We start from the raw sequence: 22,610 nt of genomic DNA, 5'->3' as shown, positions 1-22,610 counted from the left end.
TGCGGCGAAGCAGGTGGCTGTATTGATATTTGGCCTGTTTTCCATGTCGAAGATTTGATTTTGGACGAAGGACTTTCCGCTTCCGACTTTGGTGAGATCACCAGAGAGGATGGCGACAAACAGACCACTTACAAAGGATGGCCATTATACTACTATATGAGCGACAATGCTCCTGGCGATACCAACGGTGACGATGTGAACAACATTTGGTATGTTGCCAAGCCAGATTATTCCCTTATGTATGCAAGGGAGCAATTGGTGGGGCACGATGGCAATAACTATACAAGCACCTATACGGTCGGCGATGGTGAGACCAGCTATATTGTGGATATCGATGGCAGGACCCTCTACACGTTTGCCAACGACACCAACGGGCAGAACAATTTTACTGCCGAAGATTTCTCCAACAATGAGGTGTGGCCCATTGCCGAGATCACTCTGGACAAGATACCCAGTATTCTGGACAGTGAAGATTTTGGGACTATAGATGTGTACGGAAGAACCCAGTTGACCTATAAAGGATGGCCACTTTATTACTTCGGACAAGATGCTGTACGAGGCGACAACAAAGGCGTAAGTTTCCCTGCGCCAGGGGTATGGCCGATAGCTAATGTGGATACTCCTATGGCTCAGGAAGCTGAAGAGGAATCAACGGTAAAACTCGCAGATAATGATGCACACGGCAAAATTTTGACTGATACCGAAGGTAACTCCCTTTACTTTTTTTCCAAAGATCAGGATGGGCAATCTGCCTGCGGCGAAGCAGGTGGCTGTATTGATATTTGGCCTGTTTTCCATGTCGAAGATTTGATTTTGGACGAAGGACTTTCCGCTTCCGACTTTGGTGAGATCACCAGAGAGGATGGCGACAAACAGACCACTTACAAAGGATGGCCATTATACTACTATATGAGCGACAATGCTCCTGGCGATACCAACGGTGACGATGTGAACAACATTTGGTATGTTGCCAAGCCAGATTATTCCCTTATGTATGCAAGGGAGCAATTGGTGGGGCACGATGGCAATAACTATACAAGCACCTATACGGTCGGCGATGGTGAGACCAGCTATATTGTGGATATCGATGGCAGGACCCTCTACACGTTTGCCAACGACACCAACGGGCAGAACAATTTTACTGCCGAAGATTTCTCCAACAATGAGGTGTGGCCCATTGCCGAGATCACTCTGGACAAGATACCCAGTATTCTGGACAGTGAAGATTTTGGGACTATAGATGTGTACGGAAGAACCCAGTTGACCTACAAAGGATGGCCACTTTATTACTTCGGACAAGATGCTGTACGAGGCGACAACAAAGGCGTGAGTTTCCCTGCGCCAGGGGTATGGCCGATAGCTAATGTGGACACGCCAATGGCCCCTTAGAAATTAATACATCATAGACAGATAAGTTTGTTGGTTGGTTATTTAAAGTGCGGGTTTATACATCAAAGTTTGTAAAAATGAACAAAAGAAAATCAATATATATTTTACTTCTTACATTTCTTATTGGATTATTGATTCTTATTTCACAGTTTAGGAACATAGCTATGAACCCGCCAATAACCAGTGATTTTGGCGATACTCCCCAAAATGTCAAGAATATAGTAAGAAACTCATGCTATGACTGTCATTCCAATGAAACTCAAATACAATGGTTTCATAAACTTCCCTTTGTGGCGGGCATGGTCAAAGAGGACATAGAGAAAGGAAGGGAGAAAATAAACTTTTCGGAGTGGGACAAATATTCGGAAAAAGAACAGGTGACCATCCTGTTCAATATGTTGACCAAGGTAAAGAAAAATATTATGCCCCCGGAGGATTATCTATTTGTGCATCCCAGTGCAAAATTGACGGATAACCAAAAAGAGGAATTGGAAACTTATATACAGGGCCTTGATAACATTGCCGCTCATTCAGCTGATTCGGATGACAAAGAACGCTATGAAAAGGAATATAAGGATTGGGAAAAAAATAAGGAAAAAGAAAAAAAGATAAAAAAAGCACCCAACGGGATTCCCTTTCCCGAAGATTATAGGGAATGGAAAGTGGTCAGTAGTTCCTTTCGAGTCGATCATAATTCACTCAGGGTCATTTTAGGAAACGATATCGCCATCAAGGCCATAGATGACAATGAAATAAACCCGTGGCCGGATGGTGCTATTTTGGGGAAAGTAATCTGGGAACAGCGTAGCGATGAGAATTGGGAAGCTGCTATAGTCCCGTCATCCTTCGTACACGCCGAGTTTATGTTCAAGGACTCAAAAAAGTACGAGGCCACCCACGGTTGGGGATGGGCAAGATGGCTAGGCACGGAATTAAAACCTTTTGGTAAAGATGAGTCGTTTACCCAAAGCTGTATAGAATGTCACTTACCAGTAAAAAATAGGGACTACGTCTTTACCACACCTTCCATTTTTCCATAGAAATCAAATTGAAATAAAATCGGGATGTTTTTGTCCCATTAAATCATGAAAGCATGAAAATCAAAATAAGGATAGGTATTGGTATGCTATGTACCGGCATACTCATAATCTTCTTCTCCTCATGTGAAACCAATGTAGAAGAAGATGAGATCATAGATGACATGGTAGGCATGGAGGAAGAACCGTGCATGGCCTCTTACATGGATGACATCAAAATTATTATAGCCAATAATTGCCTGAGTTGTCATAGTGGGACACAATTTCCCGATTTAAGGACTTACCAAGGAGTGAGCACCAATGCGGGTATTGTCAAGACCCAAGTAGTGAACAGGACCATGCCGATTGGAGGGACATTGACCAACGATGAAATCGAATTGATCAGTTGTTGGGTGGACAACGGGGCGCCCAATAATTAATGAAATGATAGAGCTATGAAAAATAAAATCATATTGGTTCTTGTAGCCGTACTTATTGTACTTGGCGGCTATATAGCATTAAGAATGTACAACAAGCCCCATGTGAATGTGGCGGAATCCGATCCGGACCTTGTATTGTTTTCCCAAACCTTATTGGAGGATTTTGAGAGTGATGAAATAAGCGCAAATACAAAATACCTGGAACAGATTATTCAAGTAACAGGCAAAATACAAAAACTTGGGACCGCTAATGGTAATGGTACAATTACATTGAACAATGGGGATTCCATGGGAGGCATCATTTGTCATTTGTCGGAGAAGGAAAATAAAAAAATGGTCTCGTTACGTGAGGGCCAGGAAATAATGGTAAAGGGTATTTGTACCGGCTACCTTATGGATGTTATACTCATAAACTGTGTTTTAGTCAATTAGAAAATATGAAAACGTTAAAGCTTACACTATTGTTGGTCTTGTTTGTGGGCATTGCCCAAGGGCAAGAAAAATTCATTACCAAACAGGGCCATATTTCTTTTTTTTCCCATTCTCCAGTGGAGGATATAGAGGCGGATAACAACCAAGTCCTAAGCATTGTTGATATATCCAATGGAGAGATAGCAGTGTCACTGCTTATTCAATCCTTCATTTTTGAAAAATCATTGATGCAGGAACATTTTAACGAGAACTATATGGAATCCCATAAATATCCCAAAGCCATATTTAGAGGGAAGATACAGGAATTAGGGGATTTAACGGAGGACAATAAAACCGTGAACATCGAAGGTGAGCTTACCATCCGGGGTATTTCCAAGCCCATTGAGACCACGGCCGAAATTAAAAAAATGGATGATGGCATTGCCCTTAAAGGGAGTTTCCTTGTGGAAGTCAAGGATTATAAGATCAAGATACCTTCCATTGTGGCCAATAATATAGCCAAGACCATAAAAGTATCCTTCGAACTCATTCATCAACCATACAATTAATTCAAATGAAAAAAACAATCATATTTTTAGCATTATTGAGTTTGGGTTCTGTATCCAATGCCCAAGACCTTTTGGGGATTTTGGAAGATGAAGCCCCGAAAACCAAGAATCATGTTTCTTCCACTTTTAAGGGAACCCGTGTTTTGAACGGACATTCCGTGGAAAATAGAAAAAAAGGCACTTTGGAATTTATCATATCCCACCGTTTTGGAAGGTTGAATTTGGGGATAGATGAGTTATTCGGACTTGATCAATCCAATATCAGGTTTGCCTTTGAACATGCACTCACAGATAATTTTATGTTGGGAATTGGCAGAAGCAGCTTTGAAAAAACTTACGATGGCTTTTTCAAGTATAAACTGATTCGTCAGAGTACCGGGAAAAACTCATTTCCCGCCACAATTTCCTTATTTGGAAGTACTGCCTACAAGACCATCAAGGATTATGACCCTAACGATAAACCGGATTTCAATGATCGTTTGTACTATACTTCACAAGTATTGATCGGCAGCAAACTGTCCCCTGGGGTTTCTGTTCAACTAAGTCCTACCTACATACACAACAACACGGTTAGGATCAACAATGACCCACACGATATTTTTGCACTCGGGTTTGGAAACAGAATAAAACTCAGCAATAGGGTTACTCTAAATGCGGAATACTATTACACCTTTAACCCCTTGGAGTCCCTTGACACCAAAAATTCTTTGGCATTTGGCGTGGACATTGAAACTGGAGGGCATGTGTTTCAGTTGATTCTTTCCAATTCCATTACCATGATAGAAAAAGGGTTTATCACAGAGACCACAGGTGGGTTCTTTGATGGGGACATACATTTTGGGTTTAATATTTCCAGGGCTTTTCAAACGGGAGGACGAAAAAGGAAGAATCAATCCAGAGAATGATGCTTTAGCCTATAAAAAAGGAAGCACCCATGTGTACAATTGAATATAAAGTTTCTGGAAGTGATGTGAATGATCATATGGTAATGGAGACTCATTCGTACTATGCATTTTCCTTGCGGCATATTTATAATTTTCTGAACGATTTGGGATTTTCAAGGCAAAAGCTCAATAGCATGAAGGTTTGTTTTCATGAACAAAGAAGCCATATTCAAATTGCGAAGCCTTTAATGTTCGGAACAAAATTTAACATTGAACTTAGGATTCGAAGATTGGATTATGATTCCGGTTCATTTGAAATAACCTATACATTTCTCAATTCCAGTAATGAGCGCTGTGCAAGCATACGATCGGAATGCCAAATAAAAAGGATGAATCAGAATGATCTGATCAAGAGTGCTTCAAGAAGGATTATTGATCAAATTCATATTTTCTCTGATTAGTAAGAAAATGAAGTGGTTCAAAAGAATAGGGGTCTTTGAACCACTGATATTGGCCATCAAACTGAAATACTGTCGTTTTTCAATATTAGAGAATTGATTCAAGCTTTGGAAAATGAAACATGGTTTTACAAAAGGTGGCCTATTTAAAAATAAATTATCGCTAAACCAATTCAAAAAACAGCTATTGGACTCAGTGGCGATAATATAATGAATCCGGGTTTTAACTAGTTTAAATCAAGTCAATTTAATGGTATTAAGGTTGGATTTTATAGTTTAAAGGGGGGTGGAGATTGATTAAAAAGGAGGTCTGGGAGAATAGTTCGATTCTTGGAGGGGCTACTTTTTGGATTCAGAATCAATAGGTGTCAATAACAATCCATTTTGATCTGACCTTTGTTCTGGTAGTAGCTCAAATCCTTTGCCAAGTAAGATTTGCAAATGGTTTGAAGTTCGTTCATGATTTCACGTTGCATAGCAATAGATCCGCAAATCATTACAGCCCCCCCTTTGTTTAAAATCTCGGCAACTTTGTCCCCATCTTTTTTTATCAAATGTTGCACATAGACTTTTTTGGTTTGGACACGGGAATAAGCAGGCGTGAAGCTCTGTAGCTTTTTTTTGGCCTGTGCCTCATCTATGTAAGGTTGGTAAAGCTTGAATGATTGGGGTGTTCTACCGCCCCAATACAAGTGCATTTTCCGTTTGGGGGTATTGGTGGCTATCATCCCCAAAAAAGGACCAATACCCGTGCCCGTTGCTATGAGCACAACATCCTTTGTGTTTTTGGGTGGATGGAAATGTCTGTTTTTTGCTACTGCTGCACTCAAAACCTGACCTTTATCAAGTTGTCCCAAAAGATTTGAGCAAATTCCATTGGGGTATTTTTTAACACTGATTGCCAATGTGTTCCTTCCAAGTTTGCCAATAGAGTAGAGGCGCTCACGCCCATCCTCTTTTGGGGTTATGGATAAGAGGTCGCCCGAAACAGCTCTTTTGCCCTTCACATCTTTTAGTGTAAGCAGAAAGGTGTTTTCCTCTTCAAGGTCCGACCTATGGATGACCTCAAAATCCGAAACCTGGTTTTTGGCGAGGGAAATCTTGGGTTTTTCAAGCTGAAGTGTCAACCCCATCGTCTGTGCCCAACGGTTGGCCCAATTCGAAAAGGCTTCAAAAGATTGGTCGTTCACGGTGTGCACCTCTCCTAAACCTTTTGCATTTGAAAGGCCTTTTAATGTTTCGTATGTTTCGTAGGCAAACTTGCAATAGTTGGGATAGGCTGTTGACCCAAATCCAATAACCGAAAAAGTGAATGGCTGGGTTTGGAGCGTTTCTTTTGCCAATTCCATAAACCGATTGGCGCTTATGGGAGCTTCTCCTTGCCCATAGGTGGCGGTAAAAATCGTGAGCTGGGTCATTTTTTTGTACTCGCTGTAGTCGTTCATCAAGCCCAGGAAACTCTTTATTCCGGTTTTCAGTAGTTGTTTGTGGAACTCTTGGGCATATTGCAATGTGGTGCCTCCCTCCGTTCCGACCAGTATGATATGGTCGCAATCATTTTTGGCATGTTTGTTCTTGATCCGGATTTTGGGCCTTTTAAAGTAGATGATAAAGCCCGTGAGCATTAAAAAAGGAATGGAAAGACTTCCAAGCCCCAAAATAGCACTCCAAACAATGCTGCCTTCTCCCGTGTGCAGCACTGTTGCCCAAGAGGAGGCAATGGTCATGAACGGGTATTTCTTTTCGGTAATGACCTCCCCATTGAATTGGTTCATTAAAACCTCCCTATCCTTAAGGCAGATGGTATAGTAATCTTCCACAAATTCGGAAAATGGATATTCCAATTCCCTTAGTTCTCCCAATTTGGTGTTGCTAAGGAGGGCAAAGTTTTGGAGAGGTGTGTTCGGTGTGTCCGTCAACGATTCATAATCCACTTCGTGAACCATTTGTTCTTCAGGAATTAGTTCGAAGCGGAGCAGGGACAGGTAAACACCCGATAGCGATAGGATAATAATGGGCAACAAGGTAATACGGGAATAGACCACGTGGTTGAACTGTGAAAAATTTTCGCGCACCACTGGCGCAAAAAAGTATTTGATGCCCCCCTGTCTTTTAGCAATAAGAACAATGCCCGATATTGCGATCAGGAACAACAATAGGGATACCAGTCCGATGAGCAAACGACCAGGTGTCTTGAGGAACAATGAACGGTGTAAATTGGTGTTGAACTGAAAAATCGGGGCTTTTTCGATAAGTGCTCCCAATCTTTCCCCCGTGAATGGGCTAACGTAAAATTGTTCGTTATTGCCATCAATAATGGCCGAGACACTAACGAAACCGTTACGATCGCGAGAAATCGAAAGGATTTCATCGTATTCGGAATTCAAGTTCGTTAGTGTCTCGGTCAATGTAAGTTCGTCCGCACGATCAACACTGTACGGGCGTACTTTGTTCGATATGGGTTCTACCGCCAAAATAACCCCTGTTAGCGATGCAACCAATAGAAACAAGGAAGATACAATAGCCAGAATCAAATGGCTATAGCGCCATACCGAAAGAACCATATATCATTAATTTGGCACCATTCGTATATAACGGATATACCCCTTTCCGTCAACCTTATTTCTAATGGTTGATGAGTTGAGGTCTATCTCAGCATCCACAGTGTAATATTCTTGGTTTTCAACTGCGGATTCAAATCGTATTTTGTAACCACTGTCAACTTGCGATGAATCCACGGCCAAAGAGATGATGTTTCTTTCTCCATTGCCCACGGTCGCACCTGTTATGGCATCTATGTTTTCATTGGTCCCATGGCTGAAAGCCCACCATTCCTTTAAGTCTGGGAACCATTCTGGATCGTCCCCCTGTACGTACAAAGTTTTTATATACTTTCCTTGGGCATCCATTAGAGAGACCACTACATAAGCTTTTTCGCCTGAATAGTTGGCCATTTGTATCATGCACTTGTATGATACCGTTGATGGCATTTGCACGAAGGAAGATGAACTTAAAAAAATAAAGGTAAGTGCAAAAAGGGATAGCAATCTGTTTATTGTTCTTTTCATAGGTATTTGATTAATTAAGAAAGGCTAAACTCATATTGTTTTGACCCAATAGTTCATTTTCTTGGGCCAAATCGTATGCGGTTTCACCAAATTCAGTAGTGGCTTTGGTATCGGCACCATTGGCAATTAAATACTTCAAGGTATCGGTATTACTGGATTTCATGGCGGCATAGTGCAAAACCGTATTTCCTTGGTCATCTTTTGCATTGATATTCGCTCCAAAACTTTCAACTTTTTTAAGGAGCTCCAAATTGTTTTTGGCTATGGCCAAATGCCAGATGGTGCTGTCGTCGGGTTGACGTTTTTTAAAATCAAAACCTGCTTTGCGCAATGCCTCGACTTTTTCATCAAAATCGCGTGGATTGCCGCGAGTGGCAAAAAGATAGTAGGCCAAATTGTTTCCATTTTTGTCCAATACATCCGTTTTGGCTCCTTGGGAAATCAAATAATTCACTACTTCTCCACTGTTGTTCTGAATGGCAAGTGTCAAGACAGAATGCCCTTCTTTGTTCGTATGGTTGATATTGTCAGTTTTCTGGGCCAAATATTCAATTACTTCCAATTTATTTCGCATGGCAGCGTTCAATAGCGGTGTGTTTCCTTCTTTGTCAGTTGCGTTGGGATTCACGCCCTTATCGATAAAATAATCGTAGATAGCTAAATTGTCGGAAGATCGTGAAACGTTGTGCAATGGGTTGGTGCCATCCTTAGAGGTAATATTGGCATTGAGTCCCAACTCTTCCAAATATTCAAAAACTTCGATGCCATTACTGCTTCCTCGTCCGCCTCTACTGGCAAAAAGAATGGCATTTTCATTGGTCTTGGCATTTTTTTCAATAGAAACACCTTTGGCAACCAGGGCTTTGAGCACATCAATGTTCCCCCCTTGGGCGGCAATGTTGAATATACCGTTTCCGTGGTCGTCCGTAGCATCGAGACTGAGGCCTTTACTTATAAAATAGTCGATTAAATCCAGATTTTTAACTCTTGGCGCCGCCACCAACAACACATTTCGACCATCATGGTCTTTTTCATTCTTCAGGTCTGCTCCGTTTTCAATTAGGAAGTCATAGATTTTTGGATCGGTTTGTCCCCCTGCAGCAGTAAATTGGGTCAAAGAATATCCATGGGAATCTTTTAAATCCGTTTTTGCCCCTTTTTTGACCAAGTGTTTCATTACATCCAAATCCCCTCGTGATGCGGCCCAAAAAATGTAAGTCCTTGAATCGTGTGTACGTTTATTGACATCATTTCCCTTTTCGATAAGGTGATCGATGGTAGCTACGGGATTTCCCCCAAAAATGGCGAATGTCGTAGGGTCGAAACCACCTCTGTTCGCTTCAGTAATGGAATATCCTTCGGCAATCTTGGCATCTATATCCGCAATGCTGGGGTGTGAGGCCCAGTAATCCCTGTCCATAAATGGATTTTCGGAACCACCTGCTTGTGCTGAGGCAAAAGTGGTGGTAAGTGCGGTAATCATACCGAGAAAAACTGATTTTATAGTTCTTGTTTTCATTTTATTGGCTTTTTATGAGTGAATCTGCGCTCTCTTATTTTGAATTAGTCTTATTACAAAGATAGAAAATCCTTGTTTTCAAACCATCAGGTTTCAACAGCTCTTGAACATTGTTTGGAAATTGGGCTCAAATCAATTTTTTGAATGAGATTGCTTTATCTGAAGAAATCCGTGGGGATTATATTCCCACGGATTTTTACTTTCAAAAATTGATCAAAGAGATTAAAAAGTACCGATAAAATGGCTTCCTTCCACGTTTACCAACTCAGCACCTTTGGTAACTTCACCGGTTTCGGTATCTATAATGTAAATATTTCCGTTTTGCCCTACAGGGGCTTCGGTCACATATATTTCTGTTCCATCAACTACAAAACCTTGGTATTGGAACAAGTAAAAGTCCGGATCGTAAGGAATCTCTGTGATTTGTTGGGCTGTTTGAGCCTCAAGATCAACCAAAGCGAAAAATCCTTGGGCTCCTGCCACTCCTTCTGCAGAGCCGGCATGACGGTAGGCCAAAACAGCTTTTCCATTGGAAGCTGGTCTCCATGCAAGGATGTAGGCATCTTCCACGCCTAAGGCTTCATCCAAATTAAAGGCGTAAGTGTCATCGTATTCGTTGTCGGCATCTATTTTAAGGATATGGGAGCCTTCTGGGTCTCCTTGATTGGCTTGGTAGACGCTTCCGTTGTAAAGGAATGCATTGATACTACGATAGCCGTTTGTATTTCCATGCCCCACAGTGGAAGTGATTACTGATGGGTTCAATAGGGATGGGTAATCCAATACAATGGTCTTGGAACCTAATATTTCATAATCACTGTCACTTTCAGCTGTAGCAGGATCGACCTTGCTCAAGCGTGCTCCAATATAAAGCTTATCACCAGCTGCATTTAGGGTAGGCATATCAATTCTTGAAATATAGTATCCATTGGCTTCTTCTTCAGCCGTTAAGGGCACACTATGTTCTTGAAAATTCAGGATCTGGGAGTCAACCAAATCAAGAGTCAAAACACCCATGGTAGCTTCGGTACGTATATATGTGTCGTCTGTCGCATCCTCTGGCGTACCATTGTCATCAATTTCGTGTTCTGTTGAAACATATACGGCCGAACCAGTTTTGTCGCCATCGAACAATTTGATCCACCTAGGAGCCGACCCTACATAAGGAGCAATACTGATTTCAGTTCCCGTTTGTGTAAAGGTTTGACCACCTTCTACCGTATATTTGGTATAGTTACCACCAGTGTCCCCAGCGTAGCTGATGTTGAAGATAGTGTTTCCATCTTCAGAGGATTGCAATCTGGCTGTTCTGTTGGATGGCACAATGAACCCATTGTCAAAAGGCTCGATGGATACTGTTGGGTCTTTCGCATCTTCGCTGTCTATGGCGTAGATCAATGTTCCACCATTACCGTCGCCTGGGTTGTCTCCCATTCTGGCTGCGGCCACAGTGATCCATCTGGACTCTTCTTCTGGTTCGGTTTCATCAGGACATCCATTGTTTTCAGCGGTTCCTGCTTCTGTAGGACAATTGTCGTCTTCGTTGGCAATACCATCGCCATCAGTGTCTTCAATTGTGGTTCCTCCACTGTTATCATCGCTACTACAAGCGGTCATCATGCCGACCATTAGTATTATGGCGAACAAAGATTTAATATTCAAAAAGTTGCGTTTCATTTGAAATGATATTTAAGTAATTAAATGGAATTGATTATATAGTTTAATTTTAGGTAGAAAGCCCTTCCCGGCTTTTGTACCGATAGGTTATCGTACACAGGTTTGTCAAATATGTTTTTTACGTCAAAGCTCATAATGAATTTTTTATTGGGGAACGTATAACTAAGCCCAATATCCTGGGCCAATTGCTCGGGTACTTTAAAAAAGTCATCTCCTACGGTATTGGACCCTTGCGGTACCAAATAGGAAAACTCCCCCGTAAAATACATGGTGTAGAATAGGTTCAGTCTCGAATTCTTTTGTATCAAATCCTTGAACGAGTACCTGGCACTTCCGTTCATGGTAAAAAATGGGGTGTTGGGGACATCGACTTCCACGCCTCTGTTTTCAACGGTCAAATCGAAACGGGAAATATTGAAGTTGACCCCAAAATTGTTGTTGTAGGTATAATCGAATTGTGCATCAAATCCTCTTGAGGTCCCGCTCCCCTGATTCACATATAGAATGAGTTCGTCGTCCACATTGAGGGATGTTTCAATGGGCAAACCGATCCTATCCTTGATATTCCTGGTAAAGAAGTTGGTGGAAACACTAAAATCGTGTTTTTTGATCGAGAAGGTCCCTAGACGAAATCCAAGGTTGTAATTATTGCTCTGCTCAGGGTCAATGCTTGAATTTGCCACTACGTTATCCCCATCGTTACCGAATATTTCTGTTTCGTTCGGAAGTCGTACCGCTTTTTCGGCCGAAGTCAATAGCGTGATGTTGGGCAAAAGGGCATAGGATAGCGCAAAGCCATACCCATCATATTCTTTGTTGCTGCTCACCACTTCATCCACAACCTGATTGTTTCCTTCCGCATCGGTTTCTATGGCTGGATCGATGCTAGTGGTTTTTTGTTGGTAATGTTTGCCAAACAGACTTGTTTTCAATCTGTTGTTGAAAGCATCGAACTCGTAGGTCAAAGAAAAAATGTTCTTGCGCAAGTCACGGGTTCCCTTGAATGTGTTCTCCAAGACAGAACGTAGTTCATCACTATCTTCCCTATCGATACTACTGAAAACATGGTTCAATAAAATTTTGTGATTGTTGTTGATGGAGTAGGACAGCCCGGAACGAATGGATGCCACGTTTCGTTTGATTTTGGCCAGTGTAGGGCCCCCTTCTTGCTGTGACCCCCACGAATACTCGTATTCATCTCCCCTGAAATCAATGGCCCTTTCCCCGTTCCAGCTATAGGCCCAAGCCACTGTATCGTTTACAGCTCTGTTTCGTTTTCCGTACAAACCGTGTACATTCAAATCTAGGCCTTTGGCGAACAGGTCGGTTTTTTGATAAGTGAGGTTGGCCAACAGGGCATCGGATTCCATAAACCTGTCCTTGTAGGGGGTAATGGTCATGAATGCTCCATGCTGAACTTCTTTATAATCGTCGGAGCCAGTAACCCCAACAAAAAACTGATCGGCCCATGTTACATCGGTAAAACCAACTTGTGCCATACCGCCTGTGGATCTATAGGCATCGTTGAACCGTCTAGCGGTTATAGGGGTCTGCACACCACCAATTCCCGTTACGACAACACTTCTGCCCGAAACTTTGTAATCATTATCGGAATAATTGTGGAAAAGGGAAGCTTTTACGGTAAAACCGGACTCATCAAAGCGATACGTGCCGTTTACACTGGCCTGAAATGTATTAAATGAACCATAGGAAACGGAAGCATTGAAGTTGGTCCTAGCCTCTTGATGCAATTGGATGTTGATGGCGCCTCCCAAAGCATCATCCGCAAGATGACCGGGAACGACACCTTTGTAAACCTCGATTTGTTTGATCATGGAAGGGGGAATACTGTTCAGGTTGAACGAAGATCCGTAGGTTGAGATGGGAATTCCATCTATAAAGATGCGAACCGCACTCCCTGACAATCCGTTCAATGAATATTCAACGTTGGAACCCAACCCACCATTTTGACGGATTTTGACCCCCACAGTGGTATTCAACAATTCGTTGGCCTGTATGTTTCTTAAACTGGCTTCCTTGGTTTCCACGGCATTTACTGAAAATCCCTCTGTTTCCAGCACAGTTTTCCTGGACTTGCCATTAACGGTTACCTCGTCTAGGCTTTCGGCGTTCTCCCGAAGGACAAAATTTAGTTCGACTCTTTTGTTTTCAGGGCTTGTCTCAATGTTTTTGGATGTTGTTGCATATCCAATAAAGGAGACGGTAACGGTATGTTTTCCATAGGGGGCATTAATCTCGAAATTACCCTGCTCGTCGGTCAAAGAGCCGATTTTTGTTCCCTTGATCATTACCGTGGCGTATGCCAGAGGGCTGCCATCTTCAGAGGTTATTTTACCGAAAACAGTACTGTCTTTGGTGCTCTGAGCATGTGACAGTAAGGAAATAAAGAAGAAAGTGATGAGAAAGTGTTTGCCCATTCCTATAGTTAATAATCATTATCTTTATTAAGATTTAATCTAAATAAACTAGATTTGCAAATCTAGAACAAGAGAGGATGCGGTAGTACCGCAAAAGGAAGTTTTAAGTACGCAAATGGAAGAAATGCAGTCAGTCTTAAAAAGCGATTTGTTTGAGGACAGTATTTATCAAAAGAAATACTCTAAAGACTTTTTTACTGGTGAATTGATTGAGAATCGGATTGAAATCAATTCAAAAGATGTTTCGGGCACGATCAATGAAACCCAATTGGACGGGATATTTATGGTAAATAAGAATATCATTGCTCCAAGAGGTTATCAAATTGAGGTTTCGAATGATTTTTCCATGTTTGTCCTGCACTTTGAAATCACGGGTAGCTATAGGTATACTCCTTTTGAAAGACAAACACCGCTCTTGAAGGTAAAGGATCATCAATATAATATGTTCTATTTACCATTAACCAATGGTCTTCTCCAATATACAGGGACTCCAAGACGAACTTTGGAGATATTTTTTACCTCGGGCTTGATTGAAAAGTTGGTAGGTAAAAAGTATGGACAGATTTTGGGAAAGATTGATAGCGCTATTGAACAGGAAAAACCATTTGTGTTTTGGAAACAACCACGACCGATAACACCGGAATTGGGCCGGGCAATTGAACAAATTATTGCCTGTCCATTCAGTGGTCAATTAAAAAAGACCTACTTGCAATCGAAGATCACCACCATTTTGTTGGATCTTTTGCTCGATGCCAACGGTAAAAACAACCTCGATTCAACGATTGGTTTGCCCAAATCTGATTTGGACAGTTTGCATATAGTGGAGCGATATATTGAAACCAATTTGAACAAGGGATTGAGCATCCCAGAACTTACAGCGGTGGCAGGGTTCAATAGTTCAAAGCTAAAGCGGGATTTCAAACGTGTATATGGAACCACCATTTTTAAATACATTACCAAACTACGAATGGAAACTGCCAGTGATTTGATTGTGAAGAAATGCTTGACGATAGCGCAGGCCGCCCATGAAGTAGGGTATTCAAATCCACAGCATTTTACCAAGGCTTTTAAGCGGACATTGGGTTATTTGCCAAGTGAACTTAAAAAGTGATTTCTACTTATCTCTTGTGGTAAAAGGGAGGTACTTTAGATGAATCCACTGATTTGTATAGGGTCATCTTATATGTTTGAATTGACACAGGACAAATCGTGAACATTTTGAAATAAACCGAGTTCACATTTTATTGATTGCTTCCGTCAGCTTTTGTAATTGAACATCTGTTCCCCGTAAAACTTGTTCAACTTCCTTGGTAAAGTATAAATCAGGTCTTGTCCCATTCCCATCCAAGGTTTTGCCATTCCTTTGAAATGAAAGCATGGTGGAAACTCTGAGCCGTATGCTTGAATTGTTCAAATGAACCCTTTTTGAGTTTCCACTGGAGCCATCCGTGGTAACCCCAACTATTTTCACATTGGGTAAACCTTTAAAAGCACTGATGAACACCGAAGCGGCACTAAAGCTATGTTCGTTCGCGAGCATATAAACTGGATGCTGGTAATGCGATGCTCCACCTTTCAAAACCATATAATGGGGGTGGCTGAATTTTGAAATGTCGAATTCCTTTTCTGTCGCAAAGCTCTTGGAAAACTTATCTATTGCCTTTCTATCCAGATCATCGAAGTGATTGGAATTGTAAGTATATAGAAATCGGGCAGACATTGAACCATGAACAGCTTCCTTTTTGTCCGTTCTCAAGTAAGCCACATTGGCGACCCAAGGGGAATGGGATTCAGGAATAATGTGCCCCGCAAATTTTTGTAACAAATCCCTGGTCCCGCCAGGATTGAATCGAAGGTCAACAATAAGGGCCTTGGTGTTCCGTGAATTGGCCAAGACAGAATCAATATATGCTTCCAATCCATGTACATTATCAAAACTGAACATTTGTGGGAGTGATATGTAGCCAATATTCCCCTTGAGTACTTTGAAAATGTTTTGAAAGTTGCCTTTTGATATTTCCCTCCGGTGGTAAAGAATGTTGCGCTCTATTCTTGATTCATAGCCCAGCCGCTTGTTGACCAAAGACACTGTTTCCGAAATCTCGGCTTTACCATTGGTAAACACAATTTTAATTTTGGACGGGAGTTCCAAATTGTTTTTAAAATAGAGGCTTCCAAGCTGCTGTACTTCCAAAATCCCCCTTGACAGCTTAGCTTGTTCTGGGGCCTTTTTAGATCTGTATGCCATGGAATCGATGAACACATCCATGGGAATTCCGTTGATTGACTTCACAAAGGGGAAGTCCTTATGCAAATAGTCATAATTTCCATCAACGTCCAAAGATCGTAAAGCAACTACTTTGCCGTTGACCGAAGCTAAGGAAAAAGGTAGTTGTAAATTATAAGTTGAAAGGTTCTTCTTTTCAAACCATTCATTTTTCACACTGGAATGGCGATCTCCGATTTCAGCCATTATTTTGGCCAATTCGTGTGTGAGGTAATTGATGTCCACACTATCCATGGATTTTAAAATGATCATAGCTTTCAGGGAATCAATGGCAGTTTTGAAATCATGGTCCGTTAAGTGGATATAGGAGGATTCTGTCTGAAGAATGTCGTAAAACTGATCGATATCCTCAATGGCTTGGGAGGAGGTAATTCTTTTGAACACCTTCTTTTTTCCATGCTGTTGATTGTGCAGATAAACCTTTTGCCTGTTCTCCAAAGAATAGGTTCCTGTAACTTGGATTTGGTTTGAGTCTTTTTCAAGGACAAGTGTTGCTTTCTGACTGGGGGGAGTGCCCATTTTGGTCAAAACTTCGACCAGATCCTCCGAAAAGCGTTTTTGCCATTTATCACCGAACTCCTTTTTGCAAAAATCCAACAGCTCTTTGGTGGTATGATTGTCCAACTTTATCAAAGCAAACCATTCATCGTCGAATTGTACCATAGGTTGGTTCCTGTCTGTCCATTTTACAGCTGTGAATGGAGAGGCTTTTTCCAAACTTATGGTTTGTCCAATTCCAAAGGAAGCGTACAGAAATAGGACAAGCAGTGATAAATAGGATTTCATTTTGTTGAGCTTAAAAATTTCAGCAAACGTATCAGACCCTGACCTCCCATAAAAAAGTTATCGACCAAACATGGTTGTCCACGGACAGCCCTTGGCCCATACTCGACTTTTCTGAATCGTATTTACCTATATTTACTTTGAAGATATGTAGCAATAATCTTATGAAGCAGCTATCCGAAACCACAATAAACAGCATAAAGTCAGTTTTCAATTTTGGGTTTATATTGGTCATGGCCTTGCACCTTTCCAAAAGGGCTTTTGACCTTTTGCCCGATAATTGGCTGTTTTTTATCACCAGCGATGCCATGGAAAATTTTATCGCCATTTGCATTGCTTATCTCCTTTATTTTTATGTGTTCCATTTGGATTCCCTTTGGAAAAAGGTGGGGTATGTACTAATCTCTGGTTTGGTTCTTTTGGGATTGGCACTATTAAAGGATTTTAGAACCGATGACATCATTTTTTTTGACGATACCTTCGGTTATTTTACTGGTTTTTTGGGACGGACATTACTGTTTTATCTGCTATTGTACTTTATAAATAAATTGGATGACCTCAACAACTACAAAAAGTTGAGGGATGAACTGAAGACAGCCAAAGCACAATTGCTCAGAAATCAGATGCATCCACACTTTCTGTACAATGCTTTTAATTCCCTGTACAGCTTATCCCTGAAAAAGAGGGAAGATGTTTCTGCATATATCTTAAAACTGTCCGGAATGATGCGCTATTTGACCGATGATGCAGAGTTGGGCAAGGTGCCCATTGGTAAAGAGTTGGATTTTATCGAAAAGTATATAGCTATTGAGAAATTGCGATTTGGCAAAGATTCCGCCATTGAGTTCAATGGGAACAAAACCCTGATGACCGATCGATTCATAGAGCCATTTCTTATGATTCCTTTGGTGGAAAATGCTTTCAAACATGGTTTTTATACCAATTCCAAAGAGGCTTATGTGAGCATTCAGTACAATCTTGATGGCAATGAGCTTCTGTTTTCAGTAAAAAACAGTATAGCTCGGAAACAACATTTTCAAGAAAATAACAGAACGGGAAAAGGACTGGACAATTTAAAGCAGCGTTTGGACCTGTTGTATAAAGGAAATGCAAGTTTGGCCTTGCGTAGCGACTCCGATTCCTACACCGCCAAACTTAAAATAACGTTAGACTAGATGGCTGCATTTAAAACCATTATAATTGATGATGAACCTTTGGCCATAGATGTCATCGGTCACTACCTGGAACGTTTCCCCAATTTTGAATTGGTCGGGACATTTACCGATTCCGTCGAAGCATTCAATTATTTAAAAGGGGGTCATCAAGTGGACATTGCTTTTACTGACATCGCAATGCCAGACATCTCTGGAATAGAGTTGGTCAAACTGTCAAAAGGCTCCACTAAGTTTATAATGACCACTTCTTATAGTGAATATGCTGTGGAAAGTTTTGATCTTGAAGTTGTGGATTACCTGATGAAGCCCATTGCCTTTGACCGGTTTACAAAAGCATTGGACCGCTTTGAAAAGTTAAGTCAGGCGGACAACGTGGAAAAGCTCACTCCATCTTTTTTTGTGAAGGACGGAGAGGAGTACATAAAAATACAGATCAATGACATTGATTATATCCAAGGTTTGAGGGATTATGCTAAAATTGTCACAGGGAATAACCACTGTTTGGCCCTTAAGACCTTAAAGTCCATAGAAGTTAGTTTAAGTGCTTACAATTTTATGAGGATTCACAAATCCTATATTGTTCCGTTGGATAAGATCAGCCAGTACAATGGTAAATGCGTATTGATCAATAATGTTGAAATCCCTGTGGGCAGTAACTACCGGGACAGGCTCAAGCAATTCATTCAGGACAATGGATTTTGAGATCTAGTGTTAGGTAAGAGAGTTGCCAATCAGTAAATGTTTCTTAATAGTTCGATAGGATTCAATATTCTTTGCTTTTAAATTCCGCGGTCCTCTTTATTTGATTTTCCAGATTCCATTCTAAGGGGAACCTTCTGTTTTTTAAATACTCGGCCATTGGTTCCAATCCGATCTCAGCACGTCTTTTGTCAACGTTTTCCGGGTCAATGATGGGCCAAACATCGAAGGAGTCCGTTTCGGGATAGTATTTGATCTGTCCTCCGTAAATTTGAAGCTGCCCGCGATCGGTTGCGATTCTGTCTTCCGTTCTTGCCAGTAGCCAAGGGCTCAACTCTTTGTTTTTCGTGGCTTGGCGCATTAAAGGAAGGTAATTCAAACGTGTTTCAGGACTACTGTGTTGCAACACATTGCAAATGGTTAAGTTGCCCTGCTCCCCAATCTCTTTCAAGCTTGGCCATCCGTCCTTCAAAATTTCAGCTATTTTTTGTTCGTTGACCAGATGGTTCTTTTTATAGATGGCCTGATATTTTTTATACATTTCAGATTGGTCGCCATATGCATGAAATGCCGAATCCCGCTTCCTGATGGGAATTTGTTCGGTTTGCCAAATCGTGTCCAATATTGCCACTAAATCAGTTGTTTGCGGCTTTACTGATTGGGCCTGCGGTTTAGGTTCGCTTTTTCTGCCACAGGCCACTAGTACAATTACAGCTAAGAAAATTCCTATTCTTGATCTCTTCATAATGGATTTGTAAAGCATTTTTATTGGGCATCGAATATTTCAACCGCTTTTCTGACTAGCTTCATTTGGGTTTGAATGGAATTTCTTCTCCTGTAAACGCTATTGGTTTTAAAAGCCAGAACAACATCGATATTTGGATAAACTGTGATGTTTTGGCCCATGGCACCTTGTGCCGAATAAGCATTCTTAAGTTTGGGGTCGTTGGTGTTTTCTATGAGCCACCACATATAGCCATACCCCAAATCAAGTCCATCTTCCTTGAGTACTGGCACGCTTTTTTGTGCTTCGGCATAAGAGGTACGTTGTTTTATTACCTCTTGAACCCAGTCCTTAGGGATTACTTGCGTGTTTTTCCATTTCCCGTTGCGGAGCATTAGCAGTCCAATGCGTGCCATGTCCCTAGTGGAAAACCACATGTGGTATGCGGGAAACTTGGATAGATCACTATTTCCGCTTTTTTCTTGAAGGGATCTGTCCCAATCTTGCATTTGTAAGGGTGTGGCAAGTTGGGATTCGATTTCGTCGTAGATGTTTTTTTTGGTTTCTTGCTCAAAGATGTGTCCGGCCACATTGAAATCCCAATTATTGTAGAGCCAATGGCTTCCTGGCTCAACAGAGCCTCGGTCTGGGGCGAACCTTCGGAAATCACCGCCATTGGAACCCCTTAAATAGACCCCGGAACGTGCGGAGATCAAATCCTTTACGGTTGCTTTTTTCTCTATGGGCAGAAGTTCGGTCACATCGGTAATGTTGAGGCCCTCCAATGTCTTGTCCAGATCAATGGTGCCATTGTCCACATATTTTCCATACAATAGGGCTAGTACACTTTTTCTGCAGGATGCGATATAACTGTTTTCATTGATGTCTCCATATTCAAATACGATTTCCCCTTTGTGGACCAGCACCAAACCTGTTATGTTGGTACTGTCAATAATATATCTCGTGAAATTCGACCTTTCAACATCCGGCCAACCCATTGCTTCGGGGTTTTCGGCTCTTGACCAAGTTTCATCAGGATATGTTTGTGCTTTACTCTCACAGCTTACCAAGATGTAGGTCAAGCAGCAGATGATCCATATCGTTTTTCTCATGTTAATCGTTGTTTAAGTTGGATATTATTTTGTTGAGTGTTGTGTCCAGTTGCATAAGTTCTTCTTGGCTTATTCCGGCAAATGCCTTTTTTCTGTTTGTTATGATTACCGGTGCCAGTTTTTCCAGTATTTCTTTCCCTTTGGGTGTTAGTTCAATGTTGAACCTTCTTCGATCATCAGGGTTGATCGACCTTTTCAGGAAACCTTTACGTACCATAAGGTCAATCATTCGTGTTAAGGATGCATTGTCTTTAAAAACCAATTCGGCTATTTCATTTTGACTTAGCTCAGGGTGGTCGTTCAAGTACTGTAGAACCAATTTTTGATCAACCGTAATATCATCGACTACTTTCAAGAAATGCTTTTTGGAGAACTTTCTATACGTTTTAATAGTGCGTTCAATGGTATAGAAAACCGTTTTTGCAGGGATTTTCATGAATAGGTATTTGATACAAATATAATTGATATATCAATAAAATGAAACATGGGTACAATATTAGAGTATGTCTTGGGCGGATGTTTCTTAACCAAGGTCAATATTCTACATATAATGGGGGCTGTATTTTTAATGCGTTCCGTTTTGTCGAACAATTTTATACCTACTTAGATCAATATTTCTGTAACAAATATTAAAACATTACGACTTCTAAAAGCGGAGCTCGATAAATAAACTTGACACTTTTGAACTCTTTTGAGATTTTGTTTTTTAGAAATGAATGACAACTTAACAATCAAGGGTTCCCGAATGTTTTCAAAAAAGAATAATACCTATTTAATATATATCATCATGAAATTTTTTAACGTAAAAAAAAGAATCAATCGTCTAAATTCAATCTCCTTTTTGATCATGTGTCTTATACTGGGGACAGCCAAATCATACGGACAAAGCTTGACACCCGAAAATAATACGTTCCACAGTGAGTTGATCCGACCGGAATCTTATCAAATGAAATGGTTCATGTTACAGGATACGACCAAAATAGAGATTGGGTTGGTTACCACGGAAATCAAAAAAATGCAAGAGAACACTCTTTTCATAACCAAAGTGGACATGCCCAGTACAACCTCTCAATGGGTGGACAGTACGATAGTAAGGAGTAAGGACCTTGAACCGATCTACCATTCCTCATACAACCAAAACAGGGATATGGCAATAAACTTTGGAAAGCGGATAACCGGTTATTATCTGGACAAGACATCGAATGAAAAAATATTGTTGGATGAAACTGATAGCGCTGCTTTTTTTGACAGTAACAGTTACCCACAATTGATACGATGGCTGCCATTGAAGAATCACTACAAGCAGACAATCTCAATTTTTGATTTCAATCCAAAGGCCAAAACAGGCTTGTTGGAGGCCACCATTAAGAATGTTGAAAGCGATATGCTCTTGATCAATAACAAAGAGCACGATGTTTGGAAGGTCTACGTTACTGACGATATTTCCGATAACCAAGTGATCTCCACTTTGTACATTGATAAAGCAACAAGATCTTTGTTGAAACAGGAAATGGAAATGCCGGGACGCAAAATGGTAATGGAACAGGTCAAAAAAAAAGAACAGACAATATCGGGCAAACAATGATTAAATCAGGGTTGTGGATTTCAAGCGTCGATAATCCATTTTGGATAGAAGTAAGAAACAATCAAGTCTTTTGGCTGGGGATGAACAAGCACTCCTCGGAGTTTTCCTTGGGTGAAAAATGGTGCCATGTTGGACATGGGACAATCAAGGGATCTGAGATCTATTTGACCTGGTCCGATATGCCAGTGGGCAAAGACCAATTACAAGGTTCCATTACCATTAAAATAATTGATGAAACCACCATGAAGGTAATCGGTGACCCAGGTGATTTTGGGAAATCAGAATGGAAATGGGCTTCAGAACAGAAGAATTTTAAAGAGCTTCGATGATTTTATCCAAAAGGTAATTGGCCGATAAGTAGTTCTTAACCAAAGTC

At 41.0% G+C, this 22,610-nt stretch carries 20 protein-coding genes; 11 read left to right on the top strand and 9 right to left on the bottom strand.

Annotated features, from left to right (window positions below; all coding sequences use genetic code 11):
• From PY092_RS16105 to PY092_RS16080, 6 genes are all read left to right on the top strand, one after another.
• A partial coding sequence (locus PY092_RS16105; RefSeq protein ID WP_275616838.1) for a hypothetical protein occupies positions 1-1,389 on the top strand: 1,389 nt, incomplete at its 5' end.
• A 164-nt stretch (positions 1,390-1,553) separates the two neighbouring features.
• Positions 1,554-2,429 (top strand): cytochrome P460 family protein, encoded by an 876-nt coding sequence (locus PY092_RS16100; protein ID WP_275616837.1) that lies wholly within the window; start codon positions 1,554-1,556, stop codon positions 2,427-2,429.
• Positions 2,430-2,482: 53 nt separating this feature from the next.
• Positions 2,483-2,845, top strand: coding sequence for a cytochrome c (locus PY092_RS16095; protein WP_275616836.1), 363 nt, complete (start codon positions 2,483-2,485; stop codon positions 2,843-2,845).
• A 15-nt stretch (positions 2,846-2,860) separates the two neighbouring features.
• Complete coding sequence (locus tag PY092_RS16090) at positions 2,861-3,277, top strand: OB-fold protein (protein WP_275616835.1); 417 nt, start codon at positions 2,861-2,863, stop codon at positions 3,275-3,277.
• 5 nt (positions 3,278-3,282) lie between these two features.
• Positions 3,283-3,825 (top strand): YceI family protein, encoded by a 543-nt coding sequence (locus PY092_RS16085; protein ID WP_275616834.1) that lies wholly within the window; start codon positions 3,283-3,285, stop codon positions 3,823-3,825.
• Positions 3,826-3,830: 5 nt separating this feature from the next.
• The gene (locus PY092_RS16080) at positions 3,831-4,730 is read left to right on the top strand and encodes a DUF5777 family beta-barrel protein (protein ID WP_275616833.1); all 900 of its coding nucleotides are present in this window, start codon (positions 3,831-3,833) and stop codon (positions 4,728-4,730) included.
• An 805-nt stretch (positions 4,731-5,535) separates the two neighbouring features.
• Here the strand turns inward: PY092_RS16080 and PY092_RS16075 are convergent.
• From PY092_RS16075 to PY092_RS16055, 5 genes are all read right to left on the bottom strand, one after another.
• A complete protein-coding gene (locus PY092_RS16075; protein ID WP_275616832.1) occupies positions 5,536-7,731 on the bottom strand; it encodes a PepSY domain-containing protein in 2,196 nt (731 codons plus the stop codon).
• Between the two features lie 6 nt (positions 7,732-7,737).
• Positions 7,738-8,235: a DUF2271 domain-containing protein gene (locus tag PY092_RS16070; RefSeq protein WP_275616831.1), complete on the bottom strand. Its 498-nt coding sequence runs from the start codon at positions 8,233-8,235 to the stop codon at positions 7,738-7,740.
• Positions 8,236-8,245: 10 nt separating this feature from the next.
• Complete coding sequence (locus tag PY092_RS16065; protein ID WP_275616830.1) at positions 8,246-9,754, bottom strand: ankyrin repeat domain-containing protein; 1,509 nt, start codon at positions 9,752-9,754, stop codon at positions 8,246-8,248.
• 222 nt (positions 9,755-9,976) lie between these two features.
• Positions 9,977-11,431: a hypothetical protein gene (locus PY092_RS16060; protein WP_275616829.1), complete on the bottom strand. Its 1,455-nt coding sequence runs from the start codon at positions 11,429-11,431 to the stop codon at positions 9,977-9,979.
• Between the two features lie 20 nt (positions 11,432-11,451).
• The gene (locus PY092_RS16055) at positions 11,452-13,869 is read right to left on the bottom strand and encodes a TonB-dependent receptor (RefSeq protein ID WP_275616828.1); all 2,418 of its coding nucleotides are present in this window, start codon (positions 13,867-13,869) and stop codon (positions 11,452-11,454) included.
• A gap of 124 nt (positions 13,870-13,993) precedes the next feature.
• On the opposite strand from PY092_RS16055, the gene PY092_RS16050 reads away from it, so the two are divergent.
• Complete coding sequence (locus tag PY092_RS16050; RefSeq protein ID WP_275616827.1) at positions 13,994-14,980, top strand: helix-turn-helix domain-containing protein; 987 nt, start codon at positions 13,994-13,996, stop codon at positions 14,978-14,980.
• Positions 14,981-15,103: 123 nt separating this feature from the next.
• On the opposite strand, the gene PY092_RS16045 is transcribed toward PY092_RS16050, so the two are convergent.
• Complete coding sequence (locus PY092_RS16045) at positions 15,104-16,942, bottom strand: S41 family peptidase (RefSeq protein ID WP_275616826.1); 1,839 nt, start codon at positions 16,940-16,942, stop codon at positions 15,104-15,106.
• A 161-nt stretch (positions 16,943-17,103) separates the two neighbouring features.
• On the opposite strand from PY092_RS16045, the gene PY092_RS16040 reads away from it, so the two are divergent.
• Both PY092_RS16040 and PY092_RS16035 read left to right on the top strand, forming a co-directional pair.
• Positions 17,104-18,114, top strand: a complete 1,011-nt coding sequence (locus PY092_RS16040) for a sensor histidine kinase (RefSeq protein WP_275616825.1) — start codon at positions 17,104-17,106, stop codon at positions 18,112-18,114.
• Positions 18,115-18,816, top strand: coding sequence for a LytR/AlgR family response regulator transcription factor (locus PY092_RS16035; protein ID WP_275616824.1), 702 nt, complete (start codon positions 18,115-18,117; stop codon positions 18,814-18,816).
• A gap of 61 nt (positions 18,817-18,877) precedes the next feature.
• Here the strand turns inward: PY092_RS16035 and PY092_RS16030 are convergent, their stop codons facing one another.
• Genes PY092_RS16030 through PY092_RS16020 form a run of 3 tightly spaced genes read right to left on the bottom strand, consistent with a single transcriptional unit; the run spans position 18,878 to position 21,085 of the window.
• Positions 18,878-19,558, bottom strand: coding sequence for a DUF6624 domain-containing protein (locus PY092_RS16030; protein ID WP_275616823.1), 681 nt, complete (start codon positions 19,556-19,558; stop codon positions 18,878-18,880).
• Positions 19,559-19,578: 20 nt separating this feature from the next.
• Positions 19,579-20,649, bottom strand: coding sequence for a serine hydrolase domain-containing protein (locus tag PY092_RS16025; protein WP_275616822.1), 1,071 nt, complete (start codon positions 20,647-20,649; stop codon positions 19,579-19,581).
• A 1-nt stretch (position 20,650) separates the two neighbouring features.
• Positions 20,651-21,085, bottom strand: coding sequence for a MarR family winged helix-turn-helix transcriptional regulator (locus PY092_RS16020; RefSeq protein WP_275616821.1), 435 nt, complete (start codon positions 21,083-21,085; stop codon positions 20,651-20,653).
• Between the two features lie 411 nt (positions 21,086-21,496).
• Here PY092_RS16020 and PY092_RS16015 point away from each other — a divergent pair, with 411 nt between their 5' ends.
• Both PY092_RS16015 and PY092_RS16010 read left to right on the top strand, forming a co-directional pair.
• Complete coding sequence (locus PY092_RS16015; protein ID WP_275616820.1) at positions 21,497-22,234, top strand: DUF3108 domain-containing protein; 738 nt, start codon at positions 21,497-21,499, stop codon at positions 22,232-22,234.
• Complete coding sequence (locus PY092_RS16010) at positions 22,231-22,563, top strand: hypothetical protein (RefSeq protein ID WP_275616819.1); 333 nt, start codon at positions 22,231-22,233, stop codon at positions 22,561-22,563. Before PY092_RS16015 ends, PY092_RS16010 begins: the two co-directional genes overlap by 4 nt.
• The last annotated feature ends 47 nt before the right edge of the window (positions 22,564-22,610 follow it).

Source organism: Flagellimonas yonaguniensis, assembly GCF_029193885.1.
Classification (GTDB): Bacteria; Bacteroidota; Bacteroidia; order Flavobacteriales; family Flavobacteriaceae; genus Flagellimonas; species Flagellimonas yonaguniensis.
Note: the sequence above shows the minus strand (reverse complement) of the source record. Positions and strands in the feature narration are given on the sequence as shown.